18 protein-coding genes are annotated in these 18,505 nt (G+C 57.0%); 8 read left to right on the plus strand and 10 right to left on the minus strand.

The window, feature by feature from the left end:
• Positions 1-33: 33 nt before the first annotated feature.
• On the minus strand, positions 34-693 hold the full coding sequence (locus NBG89_RS16815) for a YggS family pyridoxal phosphate-dependent enzyme (protein ID WP_431322724.1): 660 nt from the start codon (positions 691-693) through the stop codon (positions 34-36).
• Between the two features lie 200 nt (positions 694-893).
• Between NBG89_RS16815 and leuS the strand changes: the two genes are divergently transcribed.
• From leuS to holA, 3 genes are read left to right on the plus strand one after another with little or no spacing between them, the layout of a single operon-like run.
• Entirely contained in the window at positions 894-3,524 is a 2,631-nt protein-coding gene (gene leuS, locus NBG89_RS16820; protein WP_431320873.1) for a leucine--tRNA ligase, read from the plus strand.
• Positions 3,514-4,035, plus strand: a complete 522-nt coding sequence (lptE, locus tag NBG89_RS16825) for an LPS assembly lipoprotein LptE (protein ID WP_431320874.1) — start codon at positions 3,514-3,516, stop codon at positions 4,033-4,035. Before leuS ends, lptE begins: the two co-directional genes overlap by 11 nt.
• Positions 4,036-4,047: 12 nt before the next feature.
• On the plus strand, positions 4,048-5,082 hold the full coding sequence (holA, locus tag NBG89_RS16830) for a DNA polymerase III subunit delta (RefSeq protein ID WP_431320875.1): 1,035 nt from the start codon (positions 4,048-4,050) through the stop codon (positions 5,080-5,082).
• A 9-nt stretch (positions 5,083-5,091) separates the two neighbouring features.
• Here holA and NBG89_RS16835 read toward each other — a convergent pair whose 3' ends face one another.
• From NBG89_RS16835 to hemE, 8 genes are all read right to left on the minus strand, one after another.
• A complete protein-coding gene (locus NBG89_RS16835) occupies positions 5,092-5,976 on the minus strand; it encodes a ParB/RepB/Spo0J family partition protein (protein WP_431320876.1) in 885 nt (294 codons plus the stop codon).
• Between the two features lie 28 nt (positions 5,977-6,004).
• On the minus strand, positions 6,005-6,799 hold the full coding sequence (locus NBG89_RS16840; RefSeq protein WP_431320877.1) for a ParA family protein: 795 nt from the start codon (positions 6,797-6,799) through the stop codon (positions 6,005-6,007).
• Positions 6,800-6,816: 17 nt separating this feature from the next.
• Positions 6,817-7,434 carry a 16S rRNA (guanine(527)-N(7))-methyltransferase RsmG gene (gene rsmG, locus NBG89_RS16845; protein ID WP_431320878.1) on the minus strand — a complete coding sequence of 206 codons (618 nt, stop codon included), beginning with the start codon at positions 7,432-7,434 and terminating at the stop codon, positions 6,817-6,819.
• A gap of 34 nt (positions 7,435-7,468) precedes the next feature.
• Entirely contained in the window at positions 7,469-9,343 is a 1,875-nt protein-coding gene (mnmG, locus tag NBG89_RS16850; RefSeq protein WP_431320879.1) for a tRNA uridine-5-carboxymethylaminomethyl(34) synthesis enzyme MnmG, read from the minus strand.
• Between the two features lie 106 nt (positions 9,344-9,449).
• The gene (gene mnmE / locus NBG89_RS16855; RefSeq protein ID WP_431320880.1) at positions 9,450-10,763 is read right to left on the minus strand and encodes a tRNA uridine-5-carboxymethylaminomethyl(34) synthesis GTPase MnmE; all 1,314 of its coding nucleotides are present in this window, start codon (positions 10,761-10,763) and stop codon (positions 9,450-9,452) included.
• Positions 10,764-10,858: 95 nt separating this feature from the next.
• Positions 10,859-12,124: a transcription termination factor Rho gene (rho, locus tag NBG89_RS16860; RefSeq protein WP_007528691.1), complete on the minus strand. Its 1,266-nt coding sequence runs from the start codon at positions 12,122-12,124 to the stop codon at positions 10,859-10,861.
• Positions 12,125-12,315: 191 nt separating this feature from the next.
• Positions 12,316-12,852 (minus strand): protoporphyrinogen oxidase HemJ, encoded by a 537-nt coding sequence (hemJ, locus tag NBG89_RS16865; protein ID WP_431320881.1) that lies wholly within the window; start codon positions 12,850-12,852, stop codon positions 12,316-12,318.
• 3 nt (positions 12,853-12,855) lie between these two features.
• Positions 12,856-13,890: a uroporphyrinogen decarboxylase gene (gene hemE, locus NBG89_RS16870; RefSeq protein ID WP_431320882.1), complete on the minus strand. Its 1,035-nt coding sequence runs from the start codon at positions 13,888-13,890 to the stop codon at positions 12,856-12,858.
• A gap of 403 nt (positions 13,891-14,293) precedes the next feature.
• On the opposite strand from hemE, the gene NBG89_RS16875 reads away from it, so the two are divergent.
• The 5 genes from NBG89_RS16875 to dnaQ are packed head-to-tail and all read left to right on the plus strand — an operon-like array spanning position 14,294 to position 17,907.
• Positions 14,294-15,115 (plus strand): pyruvate, water dikinase regulatory protein, encoded by an 822-nt coding sequence (locus tag NBG89_RS16875; protein ID WP_431320883.1) that lies wholly within the window; start codon positions 14,294-14,296, stop codon positions 15,113-15,115.
• 31 nt (positions 15,116-15,146) lie between these two features.
• Entirely contained in the window at positions 15,147-15,746 is a 600-nt protein-coding gene (locus NBG89_RS16880; RefSeq protein WP_431320884.1) for a Maf-like protein, read from the plus strand.
• The gene (locus tag NBG89_RS16885) at positions 15,739-16,596 is read left to right on the plus strand and encodes a shikimate dehydrogenase (RefSeq protein WP_431320885.1); all 858 of its coding nucleotides are present in this window, start codon (positions 15,739-15,741) and stop codon (positions 16,594-16,596) included. The genes NBG89_RS16880 and NBG89_RS16885 overlap by 8 nt, the downstream gene beginning before the upstream one ends.
• Positions 16,596-17,207, plus strand: a complete 612-nt coding sequence (gene coaE, locus NBG89_RS16890) for a dephospho-CoA kinase (RefSeq protein WP_431320886.1) — start codon at positions 16,596-16,598, stop codon at positions 17,205-17,207. Before NBG89_RS16885 ends, coaE begins: the two co-directional genes overlap by 1 nt.
• The gene (dnaQ, locus tag NBG89_RS16895; protein ID WP_431320887.1) at positions 17,200-17,907 is read left to right on the plus strand and encodes a DNA polymerase III subunit epsilon; all 708 of its coding nucleotides are present in this window, start codon (positions 17,200-17,202) and stop codon (positions 17,905-17,907) included. The genes coaE and dnaQ overlap by 8 nt, the downstream gene beginning before the upstream one ends.
• Before the next feature lie 57 nt (positions 17,908-17,964).
• On the opposite strand, the gene secB is transcribed toward dnaQ, so the two are convergent.
• A complete protein-coding gene (gene secB / locus NBG89_RS16900) occupies positions 17,965-18,447 on the minus strand; it encodes a protein-export chaperone SecB (RefSeq protein ID WP_016556856.1) in 483 nt (160 codons plus the stop codon).
• Positions 18,448-18,505: the final 58 nt, after the last annotated feature.

Raw genomic sequence — 18,505 nt, forward strand, 5'->3', positions numbered from 1 at the left:
TGCCGGGAGAGGAAGCCCGACGAAAGCAGCGTATCAACGGGCGCCGAAGATCGCGGACCCGACGCGCACGCTGGTCGCCCCAAAGGCAACGGCCGTTTCATAGTCGCCAGACATTCCCATCGAGAGTTTCTCGACGCCGCAGTCCTTTGCAAGCCTCGCAAGCAACGCGAAATGTGGGCCGGGATTTTCATCTGCGGGCGGGATGCACATCAATCCCTCGATGGTGAGGCCGAGTTCGTTACGACAGAAATCCACAAACATCGCGACGTCGTCCGGCGCGATTCCAGCCTTCTGCGGTTCAAGCCCGGTGTTGACCTGAACATAGAGCCGAGGGGTCCTCGCTTGACGCTTCATCTCGTCCGCCAGGACACGGGCGATCTTTTCGCGGTCGATGGTTTCAATGACATCAAATAGCGCGACTGCCTCGGCCGCCTTGTTCGACTGCAATGGGCCGATGAGATGGAGTTCGATGCCTGGCGTTTCGGCTTTCAGTTCTGGCCATTTTCCCTGGCTTTCCTGAACCCTATTTTCCCCAAAGATCCGCTGCCCGGCCTGAAGCGCGGGGCGGATTGCGTCTGCGTCGAATGTCTTTGAAACGGCGACAAGCTGAACCGAACCGTCGGGCCGTCCGCCCCGCTGTTCAGCCACAGAGATACGCGAGCGCACATCGTTCAACCGCCCTTCAAGTTCCATCACTCGCCCTCGACATGACCGCATGGGAAGATGGCCATGCACTAAACGCCCGGGCTGTGCTTGCCAAGGCCCACACACCGGAAATCTTGGCCGACAGATCGGGATCGGACGCTTGCCGCACCCGTAAAACTTGACGCTACGGTGGTTTCATGGTGAAGGTCACCACCAACTTCCCCTGATTTTTCGGAAATACGAATACCATGGCAACCGAACGTTATAACCCGCGCGATGCTGAACCTCGCTGGCAGCAGAAATGGAACGAAGCGAAGGTCTTTGAGACCGACAACCGCGATCCGCGCGAGAAGTATTACGTCCTCGAAATGTTTCCGTATCCATCCGGCCGCATCCACATGGGCCATGTGCGGAACTACGCAATGGGAGACGTCGTAGCCCGCTACAAGCGCGCTCGCGGCTATAACGTGCTGCATCCCATGGGGTGGGATGCCTTTGGCATGCCGGCCGAGAACGCTGCCATGGAGCGCGGCGTACATCCGGCATCCTGGACCTACCAGAATATCGCGTCAATGAAGTCCCAGTTGAAGGCGATGGGTCTCTCGCTGGACTGGAGCCGCGAATTCGCAACCTGCGATGTCGCCTATTATCAGCACCAACAGCATCTCTTCCTGGACTTCCTCGAGAAAGGGCTCGTCTATCGCAAGCAGTCGAAGGTGAACTGGGATCCGGTCGACAATACGGTGCTCGCCAACGAACAGGTGATTGACGGACGCGGCTGGCGTTCCGGCGCACTGGTTGAGCAACGGGAATTGACGCAGTGGTTCTTCAAAATCACCGACTTCAGCCAGGATCTGCTCGAGGCGTTGGATACGCTTGATCAGTGGCCGGAAAAGGTTCGACTGATGCAGAAGAACTGGATCGGCCGCTCCGAGGGCATGATGCTGCGCTGGGAGATCGTGCAGGAGACGGCTCCTGCCGGAGAAACCGAGATCGAGGTCTACACGACACGGCCGGACACACTTTTCGGCGCCTCGTTCCTGGCGATCGCAGCCGACCATCCGCTGGCCAAGGATGCCGCCGCGAAGAATCCGACTATCGATTCCTTTTGCGAAGAATGCCGCCGCGCCGGAACTTCGCTTGCTGCGCTGGAAACTGCAGAGAAGAGGGGTATCGACACCGGCATTCGCGTCAGACATCCTCTCGACCCTTCGTGGGAGTTGCCGGTCTACATCGCAAACTTTGTCCTTATGGACTACGGCACCGGTGCGATTTTCGGTTGCCCGTCCGGTGACCAGCGCGACCTCGATTTTGCGCTGAAGTACGGTTTGCCTGTAGTTCCAGTTGTCATGCCGGCAGGTGGTGATGCTGCGACCTTCAGTGTCGGCGACGTCGCCTATGATGGCGACGGCGTCATGATCAACTCACGCTTCCTCGACGGAAAGTCCACCAGCGAGGCGTTCGAAATCGTTGCTGACCGTCTGTCATCGATGACGCTCGGTAATGCTCCACAAGGCGAGCGTAAGGTGAACTTCCGCTTGCGCGATTGGGGCATCTCGCGTCAGCGCTATTGGGGCTGCCCGATCCCAGTGATCCATTGTGATGATTGCGGTGTTGTTCCCGTTCCAAAGAAGGACCTGCCGGTAAAGTTGCCGGAAGATGTAACCTTCGACCAGCCGGGCAATCCGCTCGATCGTCATCCGACCTGGCGGCATGTCGCTTGCCCGCAGTGCGGCAAGGACGCACGACGGGAAACCGATACGATGGATACTTTTGTCGATTCGAGCTGGTACTTCACGCGCTTCACGGCGCCCTGGGAAACCAAGCCGACCGACCCGAGCGCTGCCAATCGTTGGTTGCCGGTCGATCAGTACATCGGCGGCATCGAGCACGCGATCCTGCACCTCCTCTATTCCCGCTTCTTCACGCGGGCGATGCGCGAGACAGGCCACGTCGACGCCAAGGAGCCCTTCAAGGGTCTTTTCACGCAGGGAATGGTCGTGCACGAGACATACAGCCGCGGCACGGGTATGAGCCGCGAGTGGGTCGCACCGGCAGACATTCGCATCGAGGAACTGGAAGGGAAACGGCGCGCCTATCACCTCTCCAACGGCGAGGAAGTCGCGATCGGATCGATCGAGAAGATGTCGAAGTCGAAGAAGAATGTCGTCGATCCGGACGATATCATCGCTTCTTACGGCGCAGACACCGCCCGTTTCTTCGTGCTTTCGGATTCGCCGCCAGAGCGCGACGTCATCTGGTCGGAAGCAGGCGTCGAAGGCGCTCACCGGTTCACGCAGCGACTGTGGCGTCTGATTGCCGAGGCATCGGATAATCTGCGAGAAGTGGCGCCGACTCCGGCTAACGATGGGGAAGCTCAGGCTATTTCGCAAATCGCGCACAAGACTCTGAAGGCGGTCCAGAACGACTACGATCGTCTCTGGTTCAACAAGGCTGTTGCGCGGATCTACGAGCTCGTCAACGCATTGGCCTCACCCTTGACCCGCGTCGCAGCAGGTGAGGGCGATATGGCGTATCGCGCCGCCGTGCGCAACGCCTCGGAGGTCCTTATTCAGCTGGTAGCACCGATGACGCCACATCTGGCCGAAGAGTGCTGGGCAGTGCTGGGTAACGACGGTTTGCTGGCGCACACCGATTGGCCACGTTATGACGAGGGCCTTGTCGTTGAAAACGATGTGGTTTTGCCGGTTCAGATCAACGGCAAGAAGCGCGCCGAATTGACAATTTCTCGCGACGCAGATCAGAATGCCGTTACCGAAGGTGTGCTCGCATTGGATGATGTCAAGAAGGCTCTGAACGGTCAGACGCCTAAGAAGATCATCGTGGTTCCGCAAAGGATTGTGAACATTGTCGTTTGATATCGCTTTTAAGCTGCTGCGCGGCTCGGGCATGGCCGCAATCGTTGCATCCGCGGCCTTTCTTGCATCCTGCCAGGTTCGCCCCCTCTATTCCGAAAGCTCCGGCGTCGCGGGTAAACTCGCGTCTGTTGGCTTCTCGGAAGCGACGGGCCGCGTCGAGCAAGAAGTTCGCAATCGACTGATCTTCATCGCTTCACGCGGTGGTGGCGAGCCCGAGAACCCAGATTATAAGGTCGAACTCAGTGTTCGATCGAACGTCATCAGCACTCTGCTTGTCGCGTCGTCAGATGAGTCTCTGGCCGGACGCGCGACTGTCAGCGTTGACTACACTCTGAAGTCGACGAAGGATGGCCACGTCATCAAGGCAGGCAATCGCTATGCCACGGCCCTACTTGACTTTCCGGGCCAGGAATTTGCCAAGCAGCGTGCCATTCGTGACGCCGAGAACCGCGCCGCGCGGCAGGCTGCCGAGTTCGTTGGTGCCGATATTGCGGCTGCGCTTGGCCGCTGAGGAGCGGATCGTATGGCGGAGATCAAATCGCACGAGTTTGAGAGCTTTCTTGAGCGATCCGCCCGCAACTACCGCCTCTTCGTGATCTATGGACCGGATCGTGGCCTTGTATCGGAGCGCGCTGCCTTGCTTGCCGGCAAGACGGGCGTCTCGCTGGATGACCCATTTTCACTGATCAAGCTCGATATCGCCGAGTTGCAGCGAGACCAGGGCCGGCTGTTGGATGAGGCTGGGGCGATCGGCCTTTTCGGGGGCGATAAGCTTATCTGGATCCGGGGAGCCGCCAACGAAAGATATCTTGTCGATTCCCTGCAATCTCTTTCAGCGAGCACGCCGGAGGGCACATTTGTCATCATCGAGGCTGCGGACCTCAAGAAGGGCTCGCTCCTGCGCAAAGGCGCCGAGACCGCCCGCAATGTCATGGCGATACCTTGCTACTCCGACGATGCGCGTGCGCTTAACAGCTTGATAGACGGTGAACTTTCAAGCGCCGGTCTCAGCATCACGCCAGCTGCGCGCCAGGCCTTGCTGGAGCTTATTGGCGGGGACCGGATTGCCTCTCGCAACGAACTTCGAAAGCTCGCACTCTACTGCCGCGGTAAGTCGACGATAGAAGAGCACCATGTTACGGAAATTATAGGCGACGCCAGCGCAATCTCGGTGGATGACGCCGTCGATGCGGTGCTGAGCGGCAATCCAACCAGCTTCCTGCACGCGATGCAGAAGATCATGTCGTCCAAGACTGCCGTGTTTCTCGTTATCCAGGCCTGTCTGAAGCAATTTCAGTTGCTGGATGCCATGAAGACCGAAATGGAAGAGAAGCGATTGCCGTCCGCGCAAGTCATGCAGACGCTCGGCCGTCATCAGCATTTTCGACGAAAACCAATTATCGAACAAGCACTTCGAACTTGGTCTACAGACGCCATAGCACGAGAAGCCAATCGTTTGCAGGCCGCCATCTTGCAGACCCGCAAGCGAGCGTCCCTGGAAGACAGTATCGCGCTCCAAACACTACTTTCAACCACACTGCAGTCGGCGCGTCGGTAGCGTTTCTCTTCAGCGGCGCTCGAGAAGACGGCAGATTTCTTCCAGCTGCTCCAACGACTTATAGGATATTCTGATCTGACCGCCGCTTGCTTTGTGATTGATCGTCACATCAAGACCGAGTGCATCGGTTAGGGTCCGTTCCAGGGCCAACGTGTCCGAATCCTTCTGATCCTTTTGATGCGCCAAGGGTCTCGGCTCGGACTGAGCCTTGATATCATTTTGAGCCAAACGTTCGGCGTCACGTACCGACATGCCCTTTGATACGATCGTTCGGGCGAGGGCGGCCGGATCAGAGGTCGGCACCAAAGCGCGGGCATGACCGGCCGAAAGGCTTCCAGCGGCCAAGAGATCTCGGACAGGCTCCGGCAGCTTCAGAAGCCGCAACGAGTTCGCCACATGGCTGCGGCTCTTGCCGATGATTTCACCGAGATCGTTCTGGGTATAGCCGTATTCCGCGATGAGTTGCTCATAGCCGAGAGCCTCTTCCAGCGGATTGAGGTCGGAGCGCTGAACGTTTTCAACGATCGCAATTTCGAGAGCGGTCTTGTCATCGACATCGCGCACGATCACAGGAATCTCGACGAGGCCGGCAAGCTGCGCCGCACGCCACCGTCTTTCGCCGGCTATGATCTCGTATTGGTTGGTCGCCAGAGTCCGGACGACAACGGGCTGAACGATGCCGTGTTGCCGGATAGAACTTGCAAGCTCGTGCAATTCGCCATCATCGAAGAACCGCCGAGGGTTGCGCGGATTACGACTGACGAACTCGATCGGCACCATTTGATCGGCGCTTACTCCGCGACTGGGCGCGTCAACAGGCATCGGCTGATCCATCTCACCGATCAATGCGGCCAGACCGCGCCCAAGTCTTCTTTTCGAGACGTCATCGTTCATGTCTTAACTCGCCATTATCTCTTTCAAATCATGCCGCGAGACGTTGACGTTCGCGTTGAATAACCTCCGACGCCAGCTGGAGATATGCCTGACTCCCTGCGCACTTCAGATCGTAGAGAATCGCCGGCTTGCCGTAGGACGGTGCTTCCGACACGCGAACGTTCCGTGGAATCAACGTATGGTAGACTTTCTCACCAAGATGCGTACGGACATCGTTAACAACCTGTTGCGCCAGATTGTTGCGGGAATCAAACATCGTCAGCACGATCCCCTGGATATCAAGGCGGGGATTGACCGTGCGCCGCACTTGGTCGACGGTTTCTAGCAGCTGACTCAGGCCCTCCAGCGCAAAAAACTCGCACTGCAGCGGCACCAGCACGGAATGCGCGGCTGCCATAGCGTTCATGGTGAGCAGATTGAAGGAGGGAGGGCAGTCCACGAGAATATAAGAAAAGCGGAAAGCCGCTTCCTTCGTCAACGCTTTTTTCAACTTAAAAACACGATCGCTTTGGCTCGCGATCTCCATCTCAATCCCGAGGAGATCCATCGTCGACGGCACAATATGGAGATTCGGAACAGCAGTTTCCTGCGACACCTCTTCAATTCCATAATCGCCCAGCAACAGATCATAGGAAGATAGCCGGCGATGCTTTCGGTCGATACCTAGACCGGTACTGGCGTTTCCCTGCGGATCGAGGTCTACGATCAGGACCCGCTCACCGATTGCAGCAAGCGCCGTCGCCAAATTGATCGCCGTCGTGGTCTTACCGACGCCGCCCTTCTGATTTGCAATGGTGATTATCCGATTTCGTTCGCCAGCCATAGCCAAAGCCCGATCTGTTAAGCCACGCGCTGGAGATTGAAGATTTCCAAAATGACCGAATCCCGGTCGACAGCGCTCTTATGTTCTAACAGATCGAATCCCCAGCCACCATGCGCTTTCTTGAGCTCGCTCCGATAATCCCGGCCTTTATGAAGATAAGCGCGAAGTTTTGCGTTCCGTTTCGACCACGGTTCAATGTAGCCAAAGAGCTTCTCGAGATCAGCAAGCGCCCGCGCGGACACAAAATCACAATCCTCCACGATTAAGGGAGCATCTTCGATCCGAACCGGGTGTACAGACCCTCTGCCGCCGGTTTCGCGGAGGGCCGTGCGCAGGAATGCTGCCTTCTTGTGATTGCTCTCAACGAGATGAACCCACCCTCCACCGAGCTCGGCCAACATGATGGCAGTGACAATCCCGGGAAAGCCACCTCCGCTGCCTAGATCGATCCAGCGAAGAGGGGTTGATTGGAGCTGGAAAATCTGAGCCGAGTCGGCGATGTGGCGGTTCCACGCATCATCCAGGGTCGACGGCGCGCTCAAATTGATCGACCGCGCCCATTTTTGAAAGAGCGCCTCGAAGTGTTCGAGACGCTCCTGTGTTTCACGTGAAACACGTCGACCGTTCAGCTGCATCGTAGGGCTCTCGTAGATTGCAATAAGATGATTTTCAGGCCGACGCCGCGACGTCAATCGCGTTGCGACGCAGGTGAACGAGTAGCAACGAAATAGCAGCGGGCGTCATGCCGTCAATCTTCGCCGCCTGTGCGACATTAAAAGGACGCGCAACACGTAGCTTGTGCTTCAGTTCGTTGGACAAGCCGGAGAGCGCGTTGAAGTCGAAGTCATCCGGTATTACGCGATCTTCGTCCCGCTTGACCTGCGCGATGTCGGCTGATTGACGCTGCATGTAGACGGCGTAGCTAGCCTCAATCTCCAAGGCCCCAGCCACGCGACCGCCGATCTCTTCTAGCTCGGGCCAAATCCGTTCAAGATCCGCGAGGCTAAAATCCGGGTAGGAAAGAAGATCATAAGCCGATCGGCGTTGTCCATCCTGGTTGATCTTCAGGTCAAAGCCCGCAGCTTCACTTGGCGTCACCGAGAGTGACTTCAGTCTGGCGCGACCCGCGTCCAAAGCATCGTTGTATGCCTCAAAGCGATCACGGCGCCTGGAGGAAGCCGCCCCTATGCTCATCGCCAGAGGCGTTAGGCGGATATCCGCATTATCAGCGCGCAGCGATAGGCGGTATTCGGCGCGAGAGGTGAACATACGATACGGTTCGGCAACACCACGCGAGGTCAGATCGTCGACCATCACGCCGATATAGGAATCCGTTCTGCTGAAGCGGACCTCGTCCTGATTACCAGAAAGCCGCGCCGCGTTAATACCCGCGACCAGCCCCTGCGCTGCTGCTTCTTCGTAGCCGGTGGTTCCATTGATCTGCCCGGCCAGAAAGAGGCCCGGCATCTTCTTGACTTCAAGCGTTGGTTTCAACTCCCGCGGATCGACATGGTCATATTCGATCGCATAACCAGGCTGCAGAATAACGACCCGTTCGAGGCCGGGAATCGTGCGAATGAAGGCGTCTTGAATCTCGGCGGGCAGGGACGTCGAGATGCCGTTTGGATAGACCGTATCATCATCAAGTCCCTCCGGTTCAAGGAAGACCTGATGCCCGTCTCGTTCGCCAAATTTAACAAGTTTATCCTCAATCGACGGGCAATAGCGGGGGCCGACGCCCTCGATCTGGCCGGAATACATCGCGGAGCGCTTTAGATTCTCAACGATGATGCGATGAGTCGCCTCCGTTGTCCGTGTAACGCCGCAATCAATCTGCGGGTTCACGATGCGATCGGTCATGAAGGAAAAAGGGATCGGATCTTCATCTGCGCCCTGGCGGCCGACGCTCTGCCAGTCGATGGTCGTTCCGTCCAGTCGCGCCGGCGTTCCGGTCTTCAGACGTCCAAGACGCAGCCCAAGGTTCAGCAGCGTTTGAGAGAGGCCAACGGATGGCTCCTCGCCGACACGACCGGCTGGAATCTTCTGATCTCCGATATGAATGAGCCCTCGCAGGAAGGTGCCGGTCGTCAGCACGACCGATCCGCACGACAGAATCCGGCTATCTTTCATAACAACAGCGGTAACTCGACCATCCTTTATCGACAGATCAAACGCGTCGCCCTCAACCACGGTGAGATTTCGAACGCCCTCAATCTCCGCGAGCATTGCTTGCCGATAAAGCTTACGATCTGCTTGCGTGCGTGGGCCGCGCACTGCTGGGCCCTTCTTCCGGTTCAGCATACGAAACTGGATGCCGGCCGCGTCAGCGACACGACCCATGAGCCCATCCATTGCGTCGATCTCTCGAACCAGGTGACCTTTTCCAAGTCCGCCAATTGCCGGATTGCAAGACATGACCCCGACGGTATCGCGTCGATGCGTCACCAGGGCCGTCTTGGCGCCAAGACGCGCGGCAGCGGCAGCGGCTTCACATCCCGCATGCCCGCCGCCGATGACAATGACATCGAACCGTGAGGTATCCATTCTTCAAGCTCCTGAGATCGTCAGGTGATGCGCGATGTTGTCAGGCGAGTCAAGGCGTTTCACGTGAAACCTGACTACCAAGCCTGGATCGCATGTTTCACGTGAATCATTTTCCGATACAAAATTCACCGAAGATTACATCAAGCAGGTTCTCGACATCAACACGTCCGGTTACGCGTCCTAAGGCATCGCCGGCAACACGAAGATCCTCGGCCCGTAAATCCAGACCGCGGCCCGGGGAAAGAAGGGATGCCCGTAAAGCCGCTAATGATCTTGAAAGCGCGTCTCTATGACGAGCGCGGCTCGGGATGGCCATTGATTGAGGCTGCACTTTTGCCTTTAGACGCTGTATGATTAAGCCTCGAAGCGGCTCCAGTCCCGCGCCGTCCTTCGTGGAAATGACGAGATCGTATTGCCTCACGCTTCGACGTGGAAGATCGGATTTCGTGCCCACCAAAACTGCACCTTCAGGAGGCTCTTCCGTCACGCTGTCTATCGATAGGTCTTCGATAAAGATCAGTAGGTCCGCCTCTGTAATGATCTTCTCCGCACGGCGAATACCCTCACGTTCGACGATCTCATCGGTGTCTCGAAGACCAGCAGTATCGTAGAGTTTGACAAGGTACCCGTCCATACTCATGTCAACCTGCAGAACATCGCGGGTTGTACCTGCGATCTCGGTGACGATCGCAATATCGCGCTTGGCTAGGGCGTTCATAAGGCTGGACTTGCCTGCATTTGGCTTGCCGGCAATAACGACCTTGAAGCCATCGCGGATAATTTCGCCGGCCTCCAACTGCTCGAGATGGCAGGCGAGCTCCTCTGCCAGGCGCGACACATCCGCCCAGACCTGATCCGAGACTGAACCGGGAACATCCTCCTCATCGGGAAAGTCGAGCTCAGCCTCGATCAGCGCCCGCGCGCGGGTCAGTCTGTCTGACCAGCCATAGTAGATCGAGGACAGGCCTCCCGAGCTCTGCTCGACGGCCAGACGGCGCTGCATCTCCGTTTCGGCAGCAATAAGATCCGCCAAACCCTCGACCTCGATCAGATCCAGCTTCCCGTTTTCGAAGGCTCGTCGCGAGAATTCTCCCGGTGCGGCCGGTCGCAAATTCGGAAACCCAGCGAGTTCGCGGTGTAGGGCGTCGACAACCGCACGACCTCCGTGAAGATGCAGTTCCGCGACATTCTCGCCCGTAAAGGAATGCGGCGCCGGGAAGAGCAGGACGAGGCCGGTATCAATCAACAGACCATTACGAGTCCGAATCGATCGCAATGCGGCCTGCCGCGGGGCCGGAAGGCTCCCAATCAGAGCGGCAAGAACAGCCGGCACGTCCTGTCCGCTGATTCGCATGACGGCTAGACCAGCCGGAACAGCGCCACTCGACAGAGCGAATATCGTTTCCTTGTGGGGCAGCATCTTCCTTCTCCAGTTCAAGGCTGAAGAGAACGTTTGTTGAAATGAGAAAGCCGGCCACATCGGTGACCGGCTTTGTCGAGGAATCCGGCTAAGGATTACGTATTCATTGAATCGAAGAAGTCCGGATTGTTCTTCGTCTGCTTCAATTTGTCGATCAGGAACTCAATCGCGTCGGTTGTTCCCATTGGGGCCAGGATGCGGCGCAGCACGAAGATCTTCTGGAGATCTTGGCGCGGCACCAGCAGGTCTTCCTTACGCGTACCGGACTTCAAAATGTCCATCGCCGGGAAGATACGCTTGTCGGCAACCTTGCGGTCGAGAACGATTTCAGAGTTACCGGTTCCCTTGAACTCTTCGAAGATGACTTCATCCATGCGGCTGCCGGTGTCGATGAGAGCCGTCGCGATAATCGTCAGCGACCCGCCCTCTTCGATGTTGCGCGCTGCGCCGAAGAAGCGCTTCGGGCGCTGCAGAGCGTTCGCGTCGACACCACCGGTGAGCACTTTACCGGAGGAGGGGACAACAGTGTTGTAGGCGCGGCCGAGACGCGTGATCGAATCAAGCAGGATCACGACGTCGCGCCCGTGTTCGACGAGGCGCTTCGCCTTCTCGATGACCATTTCGGCCACCTGGACGTGGCGCACGGCCGGTTCGTCGAAGGTCGAGGAGATGACTTCGCCGCGGACAGAGCGCTGCATGTCCGTGACTTCTTCCGGGCGTTCGTCAATGAGAAGAACAATCAGGTAGCACTCGGGGTGATTCGCAGTGATCGAGTGCGCAATGTTCTGAAGGAGAACAGTCTTACCGGTACGTGGCGGCGCGACGATCAATCCACGCTGGCCCTTGCCAAGCGGCGCGACAAGATCGATGACGCGTGGCGATAGGTCCTTCGAGGTGGGAACATCCAATTCCATCCTGAAGCGCTCGTTCGGGTAGAGCGGCGTCAGGTTGTCGAAATGGACCTTGTGACGAATCTTCTCGGGATCGTCGAAATTAATGGTGTTGACCTTCAAAAGCGCGAAGTAGCGCTCGCCTTCCTTAGGCCCGCGGATCGGGCCTTCGACCGTATCGCCCGTCTTCAATGAGAAACGACGGATCTGCGAGGGCGAAATATAGATATCGTCCGGGCCAGGAAGATAGTTTGCGTTAGCGGACCGCAGGAAACCAAAGCCGTCCTGGAGAACTTCAACAACGCCTTCGCCGATGATCTCCACATCTTGGCTGGCAAGCACTTTCAGGATGGCAAACATCAATTCCTGTTTGCGCATCGTGCTCGCATTTTCGACCTCGAGCGATTCGGCGAATGCCAGCAGATCCGTCGGGGACTTACTCTTAAGTTCTTGAAGCTTCATTTCAGCCATGAAGTGACCATTACTCTTAAATTCTGGGGGGAAGGCGATGTCGAGGCTGTAATCGGTCCTGCGAAGGGATCGCAGACGATCGAACTTTACATACATGCCACAAGGATGAGGTGAAGCGAAAATAGCGAGTAAGGGTCACCGCCGCAAGGGGGCTGCTTAAAATCAAGCAAATTTAGCCGAAAGGTCTTTCATCAGAATGGCTTCACCACGACCAGAATGACAATCGCGATCATCAACAGGGTCGGTGCTTCATTCATGAAACGCCAGTAGCGCGCCGACCGTCGGTTTTCATCGCGTTCGAACGTCTTGAGCGCACGTGAGAAGAAGATGTGAATGCCGGTCAGAAGCACCACGAGACCCAACTTCGCGTGCAGCCAGCCGCCGTGAAAACCGTAGACCGACCAGGCGAGATAAAGGCCGAAGATCCAAGTCAGCATCATCGCCGGATTCATGATTACCTTCAGCAGGCGACGCTCCATCACCTTAAAGGTCTCCGACTGCGTCGAACCCGGTTCCGCATCGGTATGATAGATGAAAAGCCGCGGCATGTAGAAGAGGCCGGCCATCCACGAAATCACCGCGATAATGTGAAGCGCCTTGATCCAGAGATAGAGATTATCAGGATTCCAGAGAAATAGCCCAACAGCCAGAAATGCGAAGAACAGAATCGCGAAATGCGCGCGACGACGCGCATAGACGCCAGGCTTTTCGTCAGTCTGCTTTTCCATCAGCTATCGCCTCCATCCGCGGACATGCTCGACGAGCAGCTGGACGTTTTGAGGGTCGGCCTGGGGCGTGATGCCATGCCCGAGATTGAATATCAGCGGGCCGTCACCAAGCTTCTCGAGGATGTCATTGATACCTTCCTGGAGCGCCAAGCCGCCGGCAACGACCCGCATCGGATCGAGATTGCCCTGGACAGCTCCGTCCTTTTGCAGCTCAGCTGCGAAATCCAGAGGCACGGACCAATCAAGTCCGATCGCATCGGCGTTCGTTTTCCGGCGATAATCCTTCAGCAGGAAGCCGGCACCCTTGGCGAAGGCGATGACCCGAGCACTAGGCCGACGCGCTTTGATGGAGGCGATCATCCGCGCAACAGGTTTCACCGCGAACGCCTCAAACTCCCGCTCCCCGAGAACACCAGCCCAGGAATCGAAGATCTGTACGGCATCGGCTCCTGCATCAATCTGCGCGACCAAATAGTCGGCCGAAACCTCTGCCAGGACGGCAAGCAGATGTTCGAAGGCCTTCGGATGCTTGTAGGCAAAGAGCCGTGCAGGAGCTTGGTCGGGCGTGCCGTGGCCGGCGATCATGTAGGTCGCGACCGTCCACGGAGCTCCGCAGAAGCCAAGCAGGGTCGTCTCGGCAGGCAGCTCGCGCCGCAAGCGCTCCACCGTTTCGAGAACAGGCTTGAGGTAGTCGATGACATGATCTGTCTCGATCCTATCGATTCCGGTTTCATCGATTGGATCCATCTCCGGTCCATGCCCCTCCGTGAAGCGAACGTTGCGCTTCATTGCATCTGGGATCACCAGGATATCAGAGAAGAGAATGGCCGCATCAAAGCCGTAGCGGCGAATGGGCTGGAGAGTCACCTCTACAGCATGCTCAGGAGAATAACAGAGATCAAGGAAACTTCCGGCCTTCGCCCGCGTCTCCCTATACTCAGGAAGGTATCGTCCTGCCTGCCTCATCAGCCATATTGGCGGAGGGCTGAGCGTTTCGCCATCCAAGACCCTCATGATTTTCCGGCGGCTTTCACCCACGCGCTTCATCCCTATAAAAAATCTAAGATATTTTAAAAGGTTTCTATTTCTTAGAGTCTGTTTCTATCAAGGATTAAAATTCATCCACTGCCGGAGCCTTTTGTCGCGCCTCCACGAGCTCGCAGCAATTGAGTGTCGGCCTCTTTGCCTGAGATCGTGGAAAAGTCAGAAAATACGAATTATTCCAACTGCATAAAAGGCATCGCAGGTGAGACAAAGCTGTGGAAAAAATATAGATCATGTTCGAATTAGCAGCCGCTATCCACAGAACCAACAAGCCGCGTTTGTCAGCTCCCACGAAATTCGATTTGTGGAAAAGGTGGCATGTTTTCCCTTGCCTAACACCCGCTGGGCCTCTTAGCTCTCCGTTGTCCAGTCTTTTCAACAGGTCACGGAAAATAGCGTGGAGAACCGCACGAACTTCTTCCATCTGCATTTGATTTCTGACTCGACTGGCGAAACGCTAATTTCCGCCGGGCGCGCGGCATCGGCTCAATTCAAGTCCGCGCAGCCGATCGAGCACGTCTATCCGCTTGTCCGCAATCGCAAGCAGCTTTTGCAGGTTCTTCAATCGATCGACAGCCAGCCGGGTATCGTTCTCTACACGATTGTCGACCGAGAGCTCGCGACTTTCATTGACCAACGCTGCGCAGAGATGGGTGTTGCGTCGGTGAACGTGCTGGAACCGGTCATGAACGCTTTCCAGATCTATCTCGGTGCGCCGTCGCGTCGGCGCGTTGGCGCCCAGCACGTGATGAACGCAGGCTATTTCGCCCGCATCGAAGCGCTTAACTTCACGATGGATCATGACGATGGTCAGATGCCGGACGACTATAACGATGCCGATGTTGTAATCATCGGCATCAGTCGAACGTCTAAAACGCCGACGAGCATCTACCTTGCCAATCGCGGCATCAAGACCGCCAATATCCCGGTCGTTTATGGCGTGGCGCTCCCAGAGAGCTTGTTCGCCGCGACCAAGCCTTTGATCGTTTGCCTGATCGCCACGACTGACCGCATCTCCCAGGTCCGCGAGAACCGTATCCTCGGAGCAACGCCGGGTTTTGATCGCGGGGAATATACCGACCGAGCCGCTATATCAGAGGAGCTGAAATATGCGCGATCGCTCTGCGCCCGGCACAATTGGCCCCTCATCGACGTGACGCGCCGCTCCATCGAGGAGACGGCGGCTGCAATTGTTGCTCTCCGTCCGAAGCTGCGTTAAGCGCAACGGCACCAGACCCGTTCGAGGCTCCATGACACCCAAACTTGTTCTCGCATCCTCCAGTCCGTTCCGCCATATGCTGATGCAAAACGCTGGTCTCGCGTTCGAGGCTCATGCTGCCCACATCGACGAGCGCGCAGTCGAAGCACCTTTCGAACGCCAAGGCGCAACGCCGGATGCCGTCGCCCTCGTTCTTGCCAAGGCGAAGGCCAAGGAGGTCAGCGATCGGTTTCCTGCCTGCTTCGTGATCGGCTCGGATCAAACAATGTCTCTCGGCCCACAGACCTTTCATAAGCCTAAGGACATGGCCGATGCCGCGAACCACCTTCAAGTGTTGTCGGGCAAGACGCACCGGCTGAACAGCGCGATTGCGATCGCCTACGACGGCGACATCGTCTGGGAGCATGTCTCGCACGCCGAGCTTACGATGCGCTCGCTCGATGCCGACTTCATCCAACGGCATTTGATGCGCGTCGGAGAGAAAGCGCTTGCGAGCGTTGGTGCTTACCAACTCGAGGGAGAGGGGCTTCAATTGTTTTCGCGGATCGAGGGCGACTATTTTACAATCCTGGGACTGCCGATGTTACCGTTGTTGGAGAAGCTGAGAGAATTGGGTGCGATTGATGGATGATTCACGTGAAACACTTGGCCCGCAGGCCTTCGTTACGGGCTTTCCTATCAAGCATTCCCGATCGCCTCTCATTCATGGTTACTGGTTGAAGACGCTTAAGCTCCCGGGATCATATCGCGCCCATGAAGTAGCACCGGCCAATTTTCCAGCCTTTATCGCGTCGATGAAGAGCGGCGACTCGGGCTTCGTAGGCGGCAACGTCACCATCCCGCACAAGGAAATGGCATTCAAGCTCGCCGACGATCCGGATGCACTTTCTGAGGAGCTCGGTGCAGCCAATACGCTTTGGATGGAGGAGGGCCGGCTCAAGGCGACGAACACGGATGGACGCGGCTTCACTGCAAATCTGGACGAGCGGCATCCAGGCTGGGACAAGGCCCAGTCGGCTGTGGTCCTCGGTGCCGGTGGCGCGAGCCGGTCGATCATCCAGGCGCTGCGCGATCGAGGCATCAAGGAAATTCATCTGGTCAACAGGACGGTCGAACGTGCCAAGGAATTGGCAGATCGCTTTGGGCCGAGTGTAAACGCGCATTCGATGGCGGCTCTGTCAGAAGTCATGCGCGGTGCCGGCCTTTTCGTGAACACGACTTCACTGGGCATGGACGGTGAGGATGCGCCAGAGATCGACTTTTCGTCGCTGCTGTCCGACGCAGTTGTAACGGATATTGTCTACGTCCCTCTGAAGACGCCTTTCCTTATCCAAGCCGAACGACAAGGATTTGCTGTTATCGATGGTCTTGGCATGCTGTTGCATCAAGCCGTTCCAGGTTTCGAGAAATGGTTCGGACATCGTCCCAAGGTCGACGAGAAACTGCGTGCGCTCATTATCAAGGACATGGACAAGCATTGATGTTGCGGATCGGACTGACCGGCTCGATTGGGATGGGCAAATCAACGATGGCAAAGCTTTTCGCGGAAGCCGGAGTGCCCGTGAATGATTCCGATGCGGCAGTCCATGATCTCTATGCGGGGGAGGCGGCGCCGCTCGTCAATGTTGCCTTTCCCGGAACAATGAAAGACGGTGCTGTCGATCGGCAGGAACTGGCTCGCCAGCTGGTTGGAAGCGCTGATGGGTTCAAGCGCCTTGAAGCCATCGTCCACCCGCTCGTCAGAAAGCGTGAGGCGGAGTTCATTGAACGCGAGCGCCAACGCGGCTCGCCGATGGTGCTGCTTGATATCCCGCTACTATTTGAAACAGGAGCCGAGAGCAGGATCGATGTGATCGTGGTCGTTAGCTGTGATCCACAGATACAGCGCGAACGCGTACTTGCGCGGCCGGGTATGACAGTGGAGAAATTCAACATGATTCTTGCGCGCCAGACGCCAGATACGGAAAAGCGAGCAAGGGCCGATTATGTGATCGATACGGGGCATAGCATCGAAACGGCCAGAAAGCGGGTCGCGGAGATCGTCTCGGACTTGAAGCGGCGGCTCGCCAACGGGGACTTCCGGAATGCGTGAAATCATCTTCGATACGGAAACCACGGGCCTGGACAACCGTGTGGACCGCATTATCGAGATCGGCGGCATTGAGCTTTTCAATCATTTCCCGACCGGCAATACGATCCACATCTACATCAATCCAGGCGACCAGAAAGTGCACCCGGATGCGCTTGCCGTGCACGGCATCACCGATGAATTCCTGAAGGACAAGCCGTCGTTCGCAGATGTCGCGCAGCAAATTATCGATTTCTTTGGCGACGCGAAGTGGATCGCGCATAACGCCACATTCGATATGGGCTTCATAAACGCGGAACTAGCCCGACTTGATTTGCCGCCAATCCTGCCCGACCGCGTGCTCGATACGCTGTCGATGGCGCGCCGCAAGCATCCGATGGGCCCCAATTCACTCGATGCGCTTTGCCGTCGCTATGGCATCGACAATACACATCGAACGAAGCACGGCGCGCTTCTCGACTCCGAACTGCTTGCCGATGTCTACATCGAAATGATCGGCGGTCGTCAGGCCGCCCTTGGGCTCGGAAACGCTGTAAGCACGGCCGGTCAGGAAGTCGCGGTCGAAGAGATCATCATCGCCACGCTCGAACGACCACGCCCCCTTGCGCCGCGTCTCAGCGAAGCCGAGCAGCAAGCCCATGACGCACTGATTGCCAAACTCGGCGCGAAGGGTATTTGGGGAAAATACGATCTCACAAACTAAAAATGCCCGGGCAGACCCGGGCATTTCATTTTGTTTCAGCGTGCTATGCGCGTGCTGTTAGTTCGTGGTCGCCTGAACCTTGGCACGCGCCTGCTCTTCGGCAACGCGCTGCGCAAACATCTGAGAGAAATCGATTGGATCGATCATCAGCGGCGGAAAGCCACCATTGCGCGTGACGTCGGCAATGATCTGACGTGCGAATGGGAAGAGCATACGCGGGCACTCGATGAAGAGAACCGGCAGCATGTGCTCCTGCGGGAAGCCGGCAATCCGGAAGACGCCGCCATAGACGAGTTCGGTATGGAAGACCGTCTTGTCGCCATCCTTGGCTTCGGCGTTCAGAGACAGAACAACGTCGAAATCCGTATCGGAGAGCGGATTGGCGTTGACGTTGACATTGATGTTGATGGCCGGAGCCTTGTCACGTGCCTGCAGCGAACGCGGAGCACCCGGATTTTCGAAGGAGAGATCCTTGGTGTACTGGGCAAGGATGGTAAGGCTCGGGCTCGTTGCACCGTTATTGCTGTTTTCGTCGGCCATTGGCTTTTCCTCGAGGGCATTGGATGGTGCCGCTCTATCATTTCGGGCATGGTGTTAC

Source organism: Rhizobium sp. YTU87027, assembly GCF_050644135.1.
Lineage (GTDB): Bacteria > Pseudomonadota > Alphaproteobacteria > Rhizobiales > Rhizobiaceae > Rhizobium.